The following is a 16588-nucleotide window of genomic DNA, read 5'->3' on the forward strand; positions in this document are numbered from 1 at the left end:
ATCCAATCTTTTTTCGTCATCTTCAATCCTCGAAACACTCCCCGTCTATGTCTTTGATGGAACCGATGGGGATAGAGAGACCGGCTGCCATTTCCAATATGCCTTTATCGGTATCTATTCTTTTGATGATTCCCGTAGCTGTGCGATAGTTGCCTCCGCTTTTTCTGCCGTCCTCTACAAAATAAGTAACGGAGACAGTCGGCTTTTCTTCCTTTTTCAGAATAAGATAAGTCAGTTTCCTGTTCAGTATTTCAGCTTCGCTTTCAGATAGTTCCTTATCTTCATCTGTCTGTCTTGCAGTCTCCCGGATAGCGTCTTCATGGCCCGTAAGGGCAGCAAAGGGAGCGAACTGTGCCGTGCGGTTGTACATGGACATCTGCGGGTGTACCTTGGATACGTGGTGCGGCAAGTCTATGATGTCATCGTATGTAGTTTTCATGCCTTATGTCCTCCTATCTGTTCGTTGCGTTCTTTGGCAGTTGCGCCCTCTTCATAATTCAATCCTTTCAGGATCGCATTCTTACCGAACTGTTTCTTTATTTTCAACACAGCACTCTGTACCCGACGTTCCTTGTTAAGCCATGCCTTTTTTTCCCTCTGTTCCTTTTCAATGGCTGCATAGTCCGTAAACAGGTCATATTGTACCGGAACAGAAGTTTGGCCAGCCTTTTGTTCTGATACGATGTGGTTCACGGTGAGGTTGAGTCGGCGCACCAGCAGACCGGGTTGGACAATCCGGTCAAACAAGCGTGTTGCTGCATCTGTTATCAGTTTCGCGGAAGAAGTCGGCTCGTCGAGGTTTATAGAACCGTGGGCATGTTTGGGTACTTGCCGCCCGTAATGATCGGTCGTTGTCTCACCTTTATATCTTGATCGGATGGACGGGTCGGTCAAATTCACGATGTCATACCCGACGGATAAGACAAGCTGGTCTGTCACCATGCCCTTGTCGAGCAGGTCGAGCGCCATGCTTTCCGCCATTTCACATACCACTATGCGGGCTCTGGTAGCCGTGTATGGTTCTTGTAGCACTTGTCCGTTACTGAACGAATTGACTGTGGGCTTGTATGCCTTCACCATTTCCATCGTGCAGGGTTCCCAGCCCCAAGCATGGTCTATCAGCAGTTCCGCATTTATACCGAACAGGTAATATAACAATTCCTCATTCTTCACGGACTGTCTGGCAATATCACCCATTGTATATATCCCGTATTGTTCGAGCTTTCGGGCAATTCCGCTTCCCACGCGCCAAAAATCCGTCAACGGACGATGTTGCCAAAGTTTCCTGCGGTACGACATTTCATCGAGCTGTGCAATGCGTACCCCGTCCTCGTCTGCCTGTATATGCTTGGCTTCAATATCCATCGCCACCTTACTCAAATACAAATTCGAACCGATCCCTGCGGTGGCCGTGATGCCTGTCTGCCGAAATATATCGCGTATGATTCTCTTCGCCAGTTCATGTGCCGACATTTTGAGGGAAGGCAGATAGGAGGTAACGTCCATGAATGCCTCGTCGATGGAATAGACATGAATGTCTTCCGGAGCCACATATTTCAGGTATATCTGATATATGCGCGTGCTGTACTCTATGTAGAACATCATGCGCGGCGGTGCTACGATATAATCTACCGTCCATTCAGGATGTGCTTTGAGTTCTGTGTCCGACACCGATCTTCCGGTTGCTGTTTGCCGGCCTGCCGCTCTTCTACGCTGTGCATTGACTTCCCGTATCCGCTGTACGACCTCGAACAGCCTTGCACGTCCCGGTATGCCGTATGCTTTCATAGAAGGACTGACAGCCAAACAAATCGTCTTCTCCGTCCGGCTTTTGTCAGCCACGACAAGGTTCGTGGTGAGCGGGTCAAGTCCCCGTTCCACGCATTCCACAGAAGCATAGAACGACTTCAGGTCTATGGCGATGTATGTCCGTCCGTTTTCTATCATCATTCCCTTTGTTTACAGTTGGAACGGTGTACAAAACTTGCTACTGATCGCGTCGATAGTCGCTTTTGCTGAACCCTCCGAACACACCTTTCAGGAGTTTTCCCACTACCCAGAATACGACGATTATTAGTATAACTTCCATACTTCTATATACTTTTTTTATATAACAACATAATTACTGAATTATATATTTATGTAATTAAATAATTATATAAATACATAATCTTATATCTTTGTTTTATAATTCATTGAGTTTGTTTTTATTTTCCGAAATATACGTCATGATAATAGCCGCAGCCAAAGACCGCAGCGGAATATTACGACTCGCATTGACACGGATAAGTTCCAAATTTTTCTTGACGTCCTTGGGCAGCCAGATAGCAATGCCCTGTTCGTTGATGCCGGTGTATTTGGCAAGATTCTCCTCGAAAACCTTCATGTTGCCCCGCCGGGATCTGGCGACCTTTTGAGGTACATCGGCGTTTTTCTCCACATCTTTTTTATCGGATTCCACAGAGGTTTCGGGAGCGGTTATGTTACGAACGATTTGGTCAAGTCCCATGCTTGCCAATGGATTGTCTATTATGGGTCGATTATTTTTTGCCATAGCTCTTATTTGTTAATATGGAGTTCCTCAATGATTTTACTGAATGACGGCTCGATTGCCGCAAGTTGGTTTTTCTCCAACGGGTACAAGGTAGTATATCTTTTGACGGATACGCTTTGTTTGACTGTCGGCACGACCGTACCTACCAAGCCGAGAAATTCGGTGGTCTGTGTTCTTTGGCGCAGCTCTTCCGATTTCCGTTCGGAGGTGTTGATCCGGTTCGGTATAAACACAAGGTCAGCGGAAGATACTGTTTTCAGTGCCTTGACGAATATACCCGTTGCATCGACGGTATCCGCGTCAAACGATATGGGGATAATCGCTACGTCAGCCGATTTGTAGATGTATTCGAGATTGCGGTCATTCAAATTACCGGGGCAGTCTATCAGGACAATCCCCGGAACACTTTTCAGTTTGCCCATGACACGTTCAAGATGGCCTCTGTCCGACGTGTCCAGCAACTCCACATTCCACGGAATTTGAGCTTCGGGAGCAACGTCCTTCTCCCGTTGTCGGTGACGATATAACGACGCTTGCAGGTCGGCGTCGATGGCTATGACGGGACAACCTTTCTCTGCAAGGTAACTTGCAAACAGGGCACAGAGCGTGGTTTTCCCGACACCTCCTTTAATATTGCTGAATATGATAATTTTATTCTTCATCGCTTACTGCTTTATAGGTTGTTGTTTCTAACGCAAATATAATGTCTTTTACTTGATATACCAACAATTTTCATATATAATTATATATTTAATATCTTATATAATTATATAATTACATAATTACATAATTAAATAAACATATAATAGCTTTGGAAATCAGTGCTATATATGGTTTTATATGGGATTTGAAGTGATGTTAGAGCAACATCGACAACTTGGGTGTATGTTATATAACTATATAATTAAGTAATGGCGCTTGCCGTCCAAGATATGAGCCTGTATCAGTCTTGTTGCCTGCTGCGGAGCTGTTTTCAGTCAATAAGGCGCAACTTCTCTTTTTGTGACTATTCTTCCGCAGAGTCGTCTTTCTTTTTCCTTTTTCCCAGAGGGCCGCTGAATTTCCCGCGATTAAGTTTCACGTTATTTTTGTTGAGTACACGGAAAACCGAACTCCGGCTTGAGAACCCGCTGACAGCCCAGATGTCGTCAATCGAATAGCCGTTATTGTACATATCCACGATACTGCTTTCCCGATTTTTCCGGTCGTCTTTGGGAATGGCTTTCATTTTCTTCATCGGGGGTCTGATATTTTGTTGTAAACGCATGACATGAGCGGAAGCCTTACGCAATGCAGCCGTCTCTTCCGGAAACGCCCCGAACATTTCCAGTACATTGGCAGCCGTCGTTTCGGGAAACATATCTCCCCGTGAATCTATCTTGTCGTGAAGAGATATAATGCGTATCACCTTTATTCGGCAAAATTCGATAAATGACACAAGCTCGCGAACTCCACGCATGGCATTGCTGAATTTTGACACGACAATTTCATCACCCCTTCCAAGGGTTGCTATGAGTTGTTTCCACTGCGGCCGAAGCGTTTCGTGCTCGACCGGTTCTTCCACTATCTGTACACAACCATACTGGCGCATCCACTCCTTGTCTGATTCGAAAGTGTCGTAATGATTTGCCTTAAATATATAACCGACTTTTGCCATACCGTTGTATGCTATTTATATAACAATCGCAAAAGTACAAGTTTTATTTGAACAAGAATCATACTTTGCGTGAAAACTTTATAAAATCATACTCCATATTTTCTTTTTGTTGCTTTTATTTTCATTGCAAAATCATATTTCAAAGTATGATATTAAAATTTGCCTAAAATATGATTTTTCACTGTATATGTCCTAAAAATAATGATTAGATTTGCGGCGTTTGAAATAAATTCGCATGATTGGAGATAAAAAATCATACTTAAAAAGCAAGGCATTGACTGCCGGAATATCTGCCGTTTCAATGGCCGTTATCATACTTACATCTTGTGACGGATGGAATGGCAAACGACTGTCTGAAACCGAATATGATCCTGCCGGTGTATATAGGGAGTACCTGTCCGAAATACGAAAGCCGGACGAGCTTCCTTTCGGAGACTTGGCGGCACAGCTCATGGTTTGGCGGACAATCAGAGATTCTGTGTTCACCCATATCCGGAAAGACACGACCTTGCATACCGGTACACATGAAAAATGTGCCTTGTTGCATGATTCCATACGTGCGGAGTTCTCTCGGCTTGTTTTGTCGAGACCGCGTACTTACAAAGAGGTACTCGCTCTGAAAGAACAGTTTTCTCCTTATGCCGGAGATGAAGAACTGCGCCGTTCGGCAGAGGAGATTCGCCCGTTCTTTGCCGCTTTGGATAAACGCCCGGCCTGCCGGGGTAACAGCATTCAAGTCCGTTCGGCATACCATACGCTGCTCTCGGAAACCCTGACTAACGGCATACATAGCCGTAAAGACCTGATGGAATTTATCGAAAAGGAAGATGCCGTTTACCGTGCTTTTCTTGTCGGCCTGCACGATTTAGGGCAGGCAAATGTGTCCGACATTACCCGTGATACGGAAAAGTGCTGTTCCGAGATATTCCTCGCTGCCCAGCGAAAGGAAATTACCTATAAAGAGGCTACAACCTGTATGGCTATGCGGACGAACCGTCGGCTGATACAAAATGTACGAACCTGTCTCGATGACATACGCCGGGGAATGGTCAAGTCCCCCCAGCAGGCACATGCCTATATCTGGATGATTTTGCAACCCTACGTCTTGCTGGACGATTTCTGTATGATGTTGCTTTCGCCCGAAGACAAGGCGGCACTTGACGAAATTGCGGAGGAAACGCCCCGTGCGTTCGAAACGTTGCATCAGGTTCTGCAATCGGACAGCAACCGGCTGCCGGAGCTGCCGGGAATGCTCATGGAAATATTTATCGCTTCAATGTAAAGTCAATAACAATACACAATATGATTATGCTACGACATTTTTTAGACGATTTCATGTCACTCGTTCCCCTGCAACTGCCGCAGTTGCTCGATGTGACAACGATGGAAGAGCCGCAATTCTATGGCGATTATGTCCTGCTCACGTTTCCGTTACGGGACCCGTATGACTTGGAAGAGGTAATGGATATGTTCGAAGATGATATGGAACTGATCACCCTCTATCACCACATTCCGGCGGGAATGGGAAATTTCGGACACAGCACATGTGCTTATTCCAATCCCGCTTTCGGACAGATGTTCAAAATGAATGCGAAAACGGATACCGACGGCAAAGTCAAACATATCGTTGCGACCATTTACGACTCGCTGGAACTGATGTACGGCGACTTGTGTCTCGATTTGAAACTGCACTCCGAAAGCGGGCATTTCAAATACAAGAAAGAACAGGAAGACGTGCTGATGGATTTCATGTGATAAATCCCGCTCAAATGAACACGAAGCATTGCAATAAAATGTGAAACCCCTTGCACTATGCGAAATACGATATACCGACAGCTTATTTTCTGCATCGACGCATACCGGACATGGATAGAGGTTGCCGACAGCAATCTCTACAAGGAGCATGTCATTTCGAGAAATACCCGAACCGACTACCTCGTGTCCCGTACACTGGCCCTGCGAGTATTCAAAGCGCATGGGACATACGAAAAAGGTATGTCATGGACGATTCCCGAATATGAACTGGACAAGGCATTGGCAGCTTACCGCAAACAAAACGGATCATTCAAATCCCGCATGAAAAAGGGCGGCGCCTATCTCACGGCTGAAGATGCCGAGAACATTATCCGGCTGGCCACCTACGGCGTTGTCCGGTTGGAGCTCGTGGTACGTCCTGTTTACATACCCTCAAAACCCTATTACCTATGACTTGGATTATATTGCAATTCCTCTTTCTTATGTTGCCGGTTGCATTGCCGCTGGTATTGTACAAAAGCAGACATCGTTTCATGGCAAAGTTCCACGTTGCGATGGTTCGAAGCGCCAAAGCCCGCAGGCTTTACACACAAATAGTGCTCGTCCTGCTGCTCCTGTTTCATTATGTCTTTACGAATGGACACATCGGCGAGTTCGGTGTCGTGCTTTCCACCATAGTATGTGCCGTTATGTTCTCTTCCAAACGAGTGGACAAATGGTTGCGGTATTTGCTTGACCGACCACGGGCATTTGCCGTTTACGCACTTGTGGCAGTGGTCATCGGTTTCGTTCCGCATCTGTACACGATGGCCGTTACCATTGCTTTTATTCTATTGGCGGCATTGTTCTATCCTTCTTCGAAGAGTTTGTCCGAACCGGAAGATGGAAACGAAGGAGTTGGCCGGACAAAACATGCCGAAACATCTGCCAACAGTTATTCCGATAATCATCACGCCGGGTTGCCGCGATAATGCGGATAGTGGCAGCCTTGACAAATCCGCACAATATATAATCAAACAAAAGGGAATGAAAATGAAAAATAGAAATGAAATGTCCGCCACCATATTGGCGAATGTAGAGGTGTTCGACTACCTCAAAGAGAAAGTCGGCGAACGGAAAACGAGAACGGAAGCCTATTGCGATTTGTTGGACAAAGCACTGGCAGGTTTCGTTTCTCCCTTTTTAAGAAAACAGGATTACGAACTTCAATCCTGCCAATGCCATGTAACGATTTCCGACCTTGCTGCGGAATGGCACTGGCATCGGGCCACTGTCCGCTCCTTTTTGGACACGCTGGAATCGCTCGGCCAGTTGGAAAGAATCCGGTTGACAAAGAGTGTCATTATCACCATGTCCTTGCAGACCGCCCACTCTTCGAAAGATAACGATGTACAAAATCAGACAGACCTTGCCATGCAATTACGTGAGGCGTTGTCCGATTGGATAACTGGCAAAGCAAGCGCCGAAGACACCGGCAAGGCGTGTGGACAGTTGGTTCGCCGAGCTTTAGCCGATATAGGCTTACAAGATATTTACCCGCCCGATGACATGCACGTTAATCTTAGCATGTCTGCCAGACACGATGAGAAGGGGCTGGTGGATATTCGCACGACGGCATTGGAGAATATCGCATTGGCAGCCATGCAGCGCGTGCTTCGCAAGTCGAGGTTCGATGATTGTTTGGATATTCTCGATTTCTTCCGCCTCGACCTTGGTGGGGACTGGGCAGGATTCATCGAGACCTCGAAAGAACTTGTAGAACTGATTTTGAATCCTGAATCGACCGTTGATATGGATGAAGAAGAATACCCGCTCAAATCGCTTCGCAAACCCTTTTTATCCCTTGTGGCAAGGGCGCAGGAAGCTGCGAATTAAACCGGGGCGGAAATCGAATGTATAATCCGGACAATCCGCCCCGCTCTAAAGTACGAGCACCCTGCCATTTTTAGATGGCAAACGGGCTTGCCCGTCTGCCACGGAACAAAGGGAGTGGGGAGCCTAATACCCCACCTGCCTGACGTCGGTGGGATGGGTGTCCAAACAAGCAGCAAGCTGGGACACGGGGGGATTATCCAAAGTAACGAAAAAACGATATGGTAAATGCGAAACAAGTGCTTGATGTGCAGGTATCCAAAGGCATCACCACGGCACAGAGCAACGAACATCAGCGCAGGCGCAGCGAACAGGCCGAGAAGTATGCCATGAGTAAGGGCAATTACGATCCCACACGCAAAGGACTGAACTTCGAAATTGCGCCCGGAAGGAAAGTGCGCCCCATTGATACGAGCCGCAGCATTCCGCAGCGGATGGCCGACATACTGAACCGGAGAGGTATCAAAGATCCCAACGAAGGACTGGCGGAACCGAAATATCGCACGGTGGTCAATATCATTTTCGGCGGTTCCCGACAACGGATGCACGAACTCGCTTTCGGCAAACAGCCTGTGGACTTCGAGAAGGGGGCGGACAATTCCCGTATCGTCCGTAAACCTGAAATCGAAGACTGGGCGAAAGATGTCTATTCGTTCGTATGTGACAAATACGGTGAACAGAACATAGCCGCTTTCATTGTACATCTCGACGAGTTGAACCCACACGTACATTGCACGCTTCTGCCGATAAAAGACGGACGCTTTGCATACAAGGAAATCTTCGCAGGAAAAGACAAGTTCGAGTACAGTGCCAGAATGAAACAGTTGCATACCGACTTCTTTACCGAGGTCAATTCGAAGTGGGGGATGTCGAGAGGAAGAAGTATCGCCGAAACCGGAGCGCGGCACAGAACAACCGAAGAGTATCGCCGTATGCTGTCGGAAGAATGTACGACTATGGAGGAACGCATAGACCGTCATCAGGAAGTATTGTCGGCTCTCCATTCGGATATTCGACTGGCAGAACGCAGGGTTAAGGGTCTGACCTCTATGGTCGAGAACTTAAAACAAGAGATGGCCGAAAAAGAAGCACAGCTGTCGGCACTCGAAGGTGATTTGAACGCTCAAAAGGGAGACGCCATTGCCCTTTCAGCCCGGAAAGAAAAACTTGAAAAGGAGCTGTCTTCTATCCAGTCGAAACTGGCAGACAAACAAGAAAAGTTGCAGGTAGCCGACAAGCGGCTTTCCGATCTGAAAGAGAACATGAATGCCGTTCAGGAACGTACCGAGGAACTGAAAGAGGAAGCCTATAAATACTCCCGCGATGTCCATTCCAAAGTGGATAGTTTGCTTAAAGATGCCATGCTGGAAGAAATGGTCAATGAACACCGGAATATATCGGCACGACTGGAACTTCCGCAACAGCGACTGTTCAGCGGCACTCTCGTACAATCCGTAGCCGAACGTGGCACGGAAGTCATGCACTGCGCTACGTTATTGTTTCTCGGTATGATCGATGATGCCACGACTTTTGCCGAAACACACGGCGGCGGAGGGGGTGGAAACGACCTCAAATGGGGACGGGACGAAGACGAGGACAACCGGGCATGGGCGCTCCGTTGTATGCGAATGGCGTGCTGTATGATGCGCCCGGTCATCGGCAAGAAGACGAAGCGCTAACTGGCAAATGCGCTATAAGAATTAGAAACAAACAACATGTAAAATCATTAGAGTATGACGAAAAATATCATTTTTATTTTCGCGGTGCTATGCTCGTTGCAGGCACAAGCGAATGTACAACCTTCGGATAGGGATACTGTACACAGCGTACCTCTTTATAATAAAACGGAATTGCTTCAACCGATACAGCCCGTTTATCTTGACGGAGTGGTTATGCCGATTTTCCGAAGTGGCAACTGGTTTGTCAGCATGGCCGGCGGTGCAACCGCTTTCCTCGGTACTCCGCTCGGCTGCGAGGATCTTTTCGGACGGTTGAAACCTTCGTACAGCTTCGCTGTCGGTAAATGGTTCTCACCGACTGTCGGGGCACGCATCAATTACAACGGCTTGCAATTCAAAGACGGAACACTGTCCACACAAGAGTACCATTACGTTCATGCCGATTTATTGTGGAATGTTCTCGGACGCAGTTACACGAGGCAAGAGCAAGTCCGTTGGACGCTTGCGCCTTTCGCCGGTGTCGGACTGGTTCATAACGCCGATAACGGGCATAATCCGTTTGCTATCTCTTATGGCGTGCAAGGACAGTATCGTATCTCCAAGCGGGTCAGTGCTCTTGTGGAACTCTCCGGCATGACTACATTTCAAGACTTCGACGGATATGGCAAACCCAACCGCTTCGGCGATCACATGCTGTCGCTTACAGCCGGATTTTCTTTCAATATCGGAAAGGTAGGATGGAAACGGGCTATCGACGTAAGCCCTTATATCCGTCGTGATGAATGGCTTGTCGATTATGTCAATGTGCTATCGGAAGAGAACAGACGCTATGCCGGCCGACATGACAAAGACCGCCGGGCTCTTGTCGAATTGAAGAAGATATTGGAGGTAGAGGGATTGCTCGATACCTATGCACACCTCTTTGATGATGACAGCCTGAACAACGACGGTTATCCTGTGAATAATTACAGTGGATTGAACTCTCTTCGGGCAAGGTTGAAGAACCGGCGTTGGGATGGCAAGTCTGTTTTTGACGGACAGCCGTCAAACGGGAATACACAAGCCTTGGCCGCACAGGACATACCAAAGAGTGTTCAGGACAGTGTACCCGATTCTGGAAAAGGGAAGTACGTCAATCCTGCCGATAGCACTTCCACGGAGTATATCGCTCTTATGCAGTCCGGAAATGAATGTATCGGTTCTCCGATATATTTCTTCTTTGAACTCGGTACAGCCCGGTTGACAGACGTTTCCCAGTTAATCAATCTGGACGAACTGGCACGAGTAGCGAAGAAATACGGGTTATCCGTGGCCGTAATAGGGGCAGCTGACAGTGCGACCGGTACAGTTGACATAAACGATACGTTGAGCGCTTTGAGAGCCGATTATATCGCAACGGAACTGAATAAACGAGGATTACCGGCAGAGAACATCACCAAAAATGCGATGGGCGGTATTTCCGATTACTCTCCGGAAAAAGCCAATAGGCATACCAAAATAATGCTTTATTTCAAATAGAACTTTTTGTTCGTAATAATACACAATTTTTTTCATTTGGAGAGAGCCTGTCCGCGAGGATCGGCTCTTTTGGGCAAATAGCGATAGTTTGGATGTTTTGCAATGTTTGTTCTTTATTCATCAGTTCGATCCACGAATCGGTATCATATAAATATGTTCCCCAACTTTCACATTATAAATAATTTAGTGAATCTTCGGGAGAAATTTATAATTTTGTAGCAGTAAGTCTTTTTAAGGTATTAAGAGAAATATATATGATAGAAAACATTATAGACTTTTATAAACGAATAGGACAATATAATTACTCGGAAGCTGCCGGAGTAACGAAAGGGAAACCATATTTTTCTTTGCAGGAGGGACATTGCCATATCAACCAAGCCATATTTGGTTATCGGGGATTTTATAAAGTAACCTTGCTACTGGAAACAGGTAAACTTTATTATGCGGACAAATGGATTATGGTGGATCGCCCGGCTCTCATGTTCGCCACTCCTGCCGTTCCTTATGCTTGGGAAGCGTTGGCAGACTCTGGAAAGCGAGGCTGGTTTTGTATTTTCAACGAGGAGTTTATACAGGTTTCCGAACAGATGGGGACACTTGCCGATTCACCTTTGTTCTGTTCGTCAAAAGACCGTATTTATTTTCTGGATAACGATACACTGGACGAAATACAGGAAATAGGGCGACAAATACGTCGTGAGACAGCATCGGATTATCCACAAAAATTTGACGTATTGCGCTGTTACCTTCATCTTCTTGTTCACAAAGCAATGATGTTGGAAAAAGGAAATCATTATGTTTCCCATAAAAACGCAGCACAACGTACCGTCGAGTTATTCCTTGTTCTTCTCGACCATCAATTTCCAGTGGAGTTTCCCGCAAATCCTTTACGGCTGCGTTCTGCCACCGATTATGCAGAACGTCTGTCCATTCATGTCAATCATCTGAACCGTGTTGTAAAGGCTGTTACTGGACATACTACCTCGGACTTAATCAATCGTCGTATTGTGCAAGAAGCAGTGGCTTTGTTACAACATAGCCCTTGCTCGATAAGTGAAATCGGCTGGGCATTGGGTTTCAACGAGGTATCTTCATTCAGCAATTATGTGAAGAAACATACCGGTACGTCACCTTCCGATTTGCGTATGAAAGCTGGGTAAATGCAGCTGGCGCAAACAAATTGTTTGATTCAAACAACTATTGTTTGTCCTGCATAAGTTTTTGTCTGTCTGCTCTCCTTACTTTTGTACTGGTAAAAGAAATGTTTCATTTTTCAAACTGCATTTATTATGAAGACAATATTTATTACCGGTGCATCTTCTGGCATCGGAAAGGCAACGACAGAGTTATTTTCAGCCAAAGGCTGGCGGGTTATAGCAACGATGCGTAATCCGGAAAAGGGGAAGGAACTGGCGGTGTTACCGAATGTCGTTGTCATGCCGCTTGACCTGACCGATTCTCGGCAGATTAAAGAAACCAGTCGGGAAGCATTGGAAAAATATGACGTGGATGTGTTGTTTAATAACGCCGGATACGGTATCATGGCTCCGCTCGAACGGATACCGGAGGAGGAAATTCGGAAACTTTTTGATACGGATGTTATCGGAGCTATGCTTGTCACACAACAATTTATTCCTCATTTCAAACAGCGTCGCAGCGGTGTCATTCTCACTACGACATCACTTGCCGGAACCATCGCATTTCCACGAGATGCTGTTTATGGGGCAGCTAAACGGGCACAGGAAGGAATGATGGAATCCCTTTGGTATGAAATGAAACCTTTCGGTGTTGCGGTCAAGTCGATGATTCCGGGCGGCACAAAAACGAATTTTCAAACTCCGCTTAACGACGTGACTGGATATGAAAAGGCATCAGCCAGACAAAGAGCATGGTTGCTGGACGGCAATTCTGAATTTCCTTTACCGGAGGAAGCTGCCGGTGTCGTTTGGCAGGCTGCGACTGATGAAGAAGACCGTCTGCGTTATCCCACCGACAGCGTTTGTCGGAAACTGTATGAGCAATATCTTGGAATGGGAACTGAAAAGTTTAAAAAATACTTTTCAAAGATACTGTTCGAATAATGCACCATAAAATAAAAGCTAAGAGTTTTTTTGCCCACTTAGCTTTTATTATAATTACGGTGCAAAATAGAAAGTTGGATTGTTTGCGTTAAATTATTATCACATTGTAAGTATAAATATTTGTGTATAATCGAAAAAGCCTCTTCGCTTCACAGCGGGGAGGCTTTCTCGATATATATTTTAAGGTGTGAGGTTTTATTGGATAATTTATTTTATCGTAACGATTTGATTAAAGTCTTATATACCTTCACAATTTTTCGGGTATTTATCAATATTGAGCCGTTTGCTAACAATAAATGAGCCGTAAACTAACATTATTCTTATTTAACAGCCTTAACTTTGCCACAGAAAATAAATCAAATCAACAAAGTTATGGCAAACAAGGAAAATTATCCCAAAATCGCCCTCGGCACGTGGTCGTGGGGAACAGGAGCCGCCGGAGGCGACCAAGTATTCGGAAATAACCTTTCCGCAAAAGATTTGAAGCCAGTATTCGATACGGCCATGAAGAACGGACTCAACCTTTGGGACACGGCAACCGTCTATGGTATGGGGTCTTCGGAAAGCATACTCGCAAGTTTCGTGAAGCAATGTCCGCGCGAGCAGGTGGCCATATCCACCAAATTCACTCCTCAAATTGCACCGGACTCTCCGGGTGCTGTGGAAGAAATGCTGGATGCCAGTCTGAAACGTTTTGAGACAGATTATGTGGACATCTACTGGATTCATAACCCCGCCGATGTGGAACGTTGGACTCCCGGCCTCATTCCCTTGCTGAAAAAAGGGAAAGTAAAGCGTGTCGGGGTATCGAACCATAACCTCGCGGAACTGAAACGCGCAGAAGAGATACTTTCTGCCGAAGGATTCCATATTTCAGCCGTACAGAACCATTACAGCCTCATTTATCGCTCCTCGGAAGATGCGGGGATTATCGATTATTGCAATCGGTATGGCATGACATTCTTCGCCTACATGGTATTGGAACAGGGTGCGCTCTCCGGAAAGTATGACGCGCAGCACCTTATGCCGCAAAACACTTCTCGCGGCGAGACCTATAACAGCCAACTTCCACGGATAGAGAAACTGCTTTCCGTCCTACGTGAAACAGCCCTGCGTCATGAGGCGTCCGTATCACAAGTCGCCATCGCGTGGGCCATCGCCAAACATACTTTACCCATTATAGGAGTAACCAAGATGCACCATGTGGAAGATGCGGTAAAAGCCGCCAAGCTGAATTTGGCGGAAGATGAGCTTTCTCTGCTGGATTCAACCTCAAGAGAGATGGACGTAAATACAAAAGGTTCATGGGAACATTCCATGTGCTGAAATGAAAATATAATAAAGATACGACAATGAAAAAGATGATATATCTGTTGACGGCGGCATTGTGCATGACTTTCAACTGTATGGCTTGCAGCGATGACCACCAGACTACGGACGGTCCGCAAACAGAGACCCCGAAAGATGAAGAAGATGGAAATGAAAACTCCGACAATCCGAACCAGCCGCAGGCAGGCAAAACGCTGGTAGTGTATTACAGCTATACGAACAATACGGCAGCGATTGTAAATGAGTTGCAAGCACAAATTGCTGCGGATGTAATAAGAATCGAACCTGCTGAAAAAGGACTCGATTATGCGGCCAACAATTACGCTATCGGCAGTGCACAGATAGCGGCCATACGTGAAAATCCCGATGACGCCTCTTCCTATCCTGCGATAGATCCGGTGGAAGTCCGAATGGAAGATTACGGGACGGTAATCGTGGCCACTCCGTTATGGTGGAGCAATATGGCGGCTCCCATGCAGACTTTTCTGTTCCATTATGGCGATGAAATGGCGGACAAACATATCGGACTTATCGTGTCCAGTGCAAGCAGTGGCATCAGCGGTGTTGAAGCAGATGCCAAGAGACTCGTTCCGGACGGCAGGTTTTTTACGACAAGCCTTTGGATACGTTCGTCGCAGACTTCAGGCAGCCACGACATGATTGCCGATTGGTTGAAAAGTATCGATTATTCAGGAGAGACGACTTCCGGAGAATGACAGATTATAAAACCGTTAATTAAAACCCCAAAAGATATGAAAACGATTGTTTGTATATTATTAACATTGCTAATATCAGCCCCTATGGTAAATGCACAGAAGAAAATCAAGCAGACGGCAGGTCGCGACCAGTTAGGCGACTTCGCCCCCAAGTTCGCAGAATTGAATGATGATGTCCTCTTTGGAGAAGTATGGAGTCGGACTGATAAACTCGGTTTGCGCGACCGCAGTATGGTAACGATCACGGCACTTGTCAGTTCAGGGATAACGGACTCTTCGTTGACGTACCATTTACAAACCGCCAAGAAGAACGGCATCACCCGTACCGAGATAGCGGAAATACTGACGCAGGTCGGTTTCTATGCCGGATGGCCGAAAGCATGGGCGGCATTCCGTCTGGCAAAGGATGTATGGGCGGAAGAGAGTGCCGATACGGACGGCAAGGCTGAATTTGAACGGGAAATGATATTTCCCATAGGTAAGCCGAACGACGCCTTCGCCCAATATTTTATAGGACAGAGCTATCTGGCACCGCTATCCTCGGAACAGGTCGGTATCCACAACGTGACTTTCGAGCCGCGATGCCGCAACAACTGGCACATACACCATGCCTCGAAAGGCGGCGGTCAGATACTGGTCTGCGTGGCCGGTACCGGCTGGTATCAGGAATGGGGCAAACCGGCCCGGATGCTCCGTCCCGGTGATGTGGTCAATATTCCGGCAGGGGTGAAACACTGGCACGGAGCAACAGCCGACAGCTGGTTTGCACATCTGGCTGTCGAAGTACCCGGAGAAGGGGCAAGCAACGAATGGCTGGAAGCGGTAAGCGACAAGGAATATGATAAATTGCAGGAGGAGAAGCGATGAAAAAGAACATCGGAAATACACTGGCTTTATATCCTATGCCGACCGTTGTGATCGGCGCCAAGGTAAATGGGAAGGCATCGTGGACACTGGTAGCGCATGTGGGCATCGTTGCCCACGACAGGCTGCTTGTCAGCCTGCATTCCGCGCATTATATCAATAAAGGCATCAAGGAGAGCGGACATTTGTCTGTAAACATCGTAACTGAAGATTTTCTGTCGAAAGCGGATTACTGCGGTATCGTATCGGGCGGCAAGACGGATAAAAGCGTCGTGTTCGATTCCGTGACGGGAGATGACGGAACACCGATGGCCCGAGAGTCGCCTTTAAGCATGGAATGTAAGGTGGAAGACGTGTACGAGTGCAACGGCTTCGAGAATTTCATTTGCAGCGTTTCCCGCACGTATGCCGATGACAGCGTGCTCGGCACAGACGGCAAATTAGACTATGACCGCCTCAAACCGGTACTGTTCGAATTTCCCACCTACCGGTACTTACGAACCGGAAGTATCATCGGACATTGTACGGATGCAGGCAGGAAATACAAAGAGAACCAATCATGA

18 protein-coding genes are annotated in these 16588 nt (G+C 46.8%); 13 read left to right on the top strand and 5 right to left on the bottom strand.

Annotated elements, in window-relative coordinates:
- Positions 1-22: 22 nt before the first annotated feature.
- From NQ564_RS00665 to NQ564_RS00685, 5 genes are all read right to left on the bottom strand, one after another.
- Complete coding sequence (locus NQ564_RS00665; RefSeq protein WP_008152138.1) at positions 23-439, bottom strand: hypothetical protein; 417 nt, start codon at positions 437-439, stop codon at positions 23-25.
- A complete protein-coding gene (locus NQ564_RS00670; protein WP_008152137.1) occupies positions 436-1950 on the bottom strand; it encodes a Y-family DNA polymerase in 1515 nt (504 codons plus the stop codon). Before NQ564_RS00670 ends, NQ564_RS00665 begins: the two co-directional genes overlap by 4 nt.
- Before the next feature lie 235 nt (positions 1951-2185).
- Positions 2186-2554: a hypothetical protein gene (locus tag NQ564_RS00675; RefSeq protein ID WP_008152136.1), complete on the bottom strand. Its 369-nt coding sequence runs from the start codon at positions 2552-2554 to the stop codon at positions 2186-2188.
- Positions 2555-2559: 5 nt separating this feature from the next.
- Positions 2560-3216: a ParA family protein gene (locus NQ564_RS00680; RefSeq protein WP_008152135.1), complete on the bottom strand. Its 657-nt coding sequence runs from the start codon at positions 3214-3216 to the stop codon at positions 2560-2562.
- Between the two features lie 344 nt (positions 3217-3560).
- Complete coding sequence (locus tag NQ564_RS00685; protein WP_008152134.1) at positions 3561-4211, bottom strand: recombinase family protein; 651 nt, start codon at positions 4209-4211, stop codon at positions 3561-3563.
- Positions 4212-4446: 235 nt separating this feature from the next.
- Here NQ564_RS00685 and NQ564_RS00690 point away from each other — a divergent pair, with 235 nt between their 5' ends.
- The 13 genes from NQ564_RS00690 (at position 4447) to NQ564_RS00750 (ending at position 16588) form a co-directional block, all read left to right on the top strand.
- Complete coding sequence (locus NQ564_RS00690) at positions 4447-5493, top strand: hypothetical protein (RefSeq protein WP_008152132.1); 1047 nt, start codon at positions 4447-4449, stop codon at positions 5491-5493.
- 20 nt (positions 5494-5513) lie between these two features.
- Entirely contained in the window at positions 5514-5966 is a 453-nt protein-coding gene (locus NQ564_RS00695) for a hypothetical protein (protein WP_008152131.1), read from the top strand.
- 57 nt (positions 5967-6023) lie between these two features.
- The gene (locus NQ564_RS00700; RefSeq protein ID WP_008152128.1) at positions 6024-6419 is read left to right on the top strand and encodes a hypothetical protein; all 396 of its coding nucleotides are present in this window, start codon (positions 6024-6026) and stop codon (positions 6417-6419) included.
- Entirely contained in the window at positions 6416-6937 is a 522-nt protein-coding gene (locus NQ564_RS00705) for a hypothetical protein (RefSeq protein WP_008152126.1), read from the top strand. Before NQ564_RS00700 ends, NQ564_RS00705 begins: the two co-directional genes overlap by 4 nt.
- A 61-nt stretch (positions 6938-6998) precedes the next feature.
- Positions 6999-7841 (top strand): MarR family transcriptional regulator, encoded by an 843-nt coding sequence (locus NQ564_RS00710; RefSeq protein ID WP_129649692.1) that lies wholly within the window; start codon positions 6999-7001, stop codon positions 7839-7841.
- Positions 7842-8059: 218 nt separating this feature from the next.
- Positions 8060-9517, top strand: coding sequence for a MobV family relaxase (mobV, locus tag NQ564_RS00715; RefSeq protein WP_008152123.1), 1458 nt, complete (start codon positions 8060-8062; stop codon positions 9515-9517).
- 54 nt (positions 9518-9571) lie between these two features.
- On the top strand, positions 9572-11035 hold the full coding sequence (locus tag NQ564_RS00720; RefSeq protein ID WP_008152121.1) for an OmpA family protein: 1464 nt from the start codon (positions 9572-9574) through the stop codon (positions 11033-11035).
- 254 nt (positions 11036-11289) lie between these two features.
- Positions 11290-12195, top strand: a complete 906-nt coding sequence (locus NQ564_RS00725; protein ID WP_008152118.1) for a helix-turn-helix domain-containing protein — start codon at positions 11290-11292, stop codon at positions 12193-12195.
- A 129-nt stretch (positions 12196-12324) separates the two neighbouring features.
- On the top strand, positions 12325-13116 hold the full coding sequence (locus tag NQ564_RS00730) for an SDR family oxidoreductase (protein WP_008152117.1): 792 nt from the start codon (positions 12325-12327) through the stop codon (positions 13114-13116).
- Positions 13117-13488: 372 nt separating this feature from the next.
- Positions 13489-14442 (top strand): aldo/keto reductase, encoded by a 954-nt coding sequence (locus NQ564_RS00735; RefSeq protein ID WP_008152114.1) that lies wholly within the window; start codon positions 13489-13491, stop codon positions 14440-14442.
- Positions 14443-14468: 26 nt separating this feature from the next.
- A complete protein-coding gene (locus tag NQ564_RS00740) occupies positions 14469-15161 on the top strand; it encodes a flavodoxin (RefSeq protein WP_008152112.1) in 693 nt (230 codons plus the stop codon).
- Between the two features lie 36 nt (positions 15162-15197).
- Positions 15198-16028 (top strand): carboxymuconolactone decarboxylase family protein, encoded by an 831-nt coding sequence (locus tag NQ564_RS00745; RefSeq protein WP_081450240.1) that lies wholly within the window; start codon positions 15198-15200, stop codon positions 16026-16028.
- Positions 16025-16588: a flavin reductase family protein gene (locus NQ564_RS00750; protein ID WP_008152109.1), complete on the top strand. Its 564-nt coding sequence runs from the start codon at positions 16025-16027 to the stop codon at positions 16586-16588. The genes NQ564_RS00745 and NQ564_RS00750 overlap by 4 nt, the downstream gene beginning before the upstream one ends.

The sequence above is a fragment of the Parabacteroides johnsonii DSM 18315 genome (assembly GCF_025151045.1).
GTDB lineage: Bacteria > Bacteroidota > Bacteroidia > Bacteroidales > Tannerellaceae > Parabacteroides > Parabacteroides johnsonii.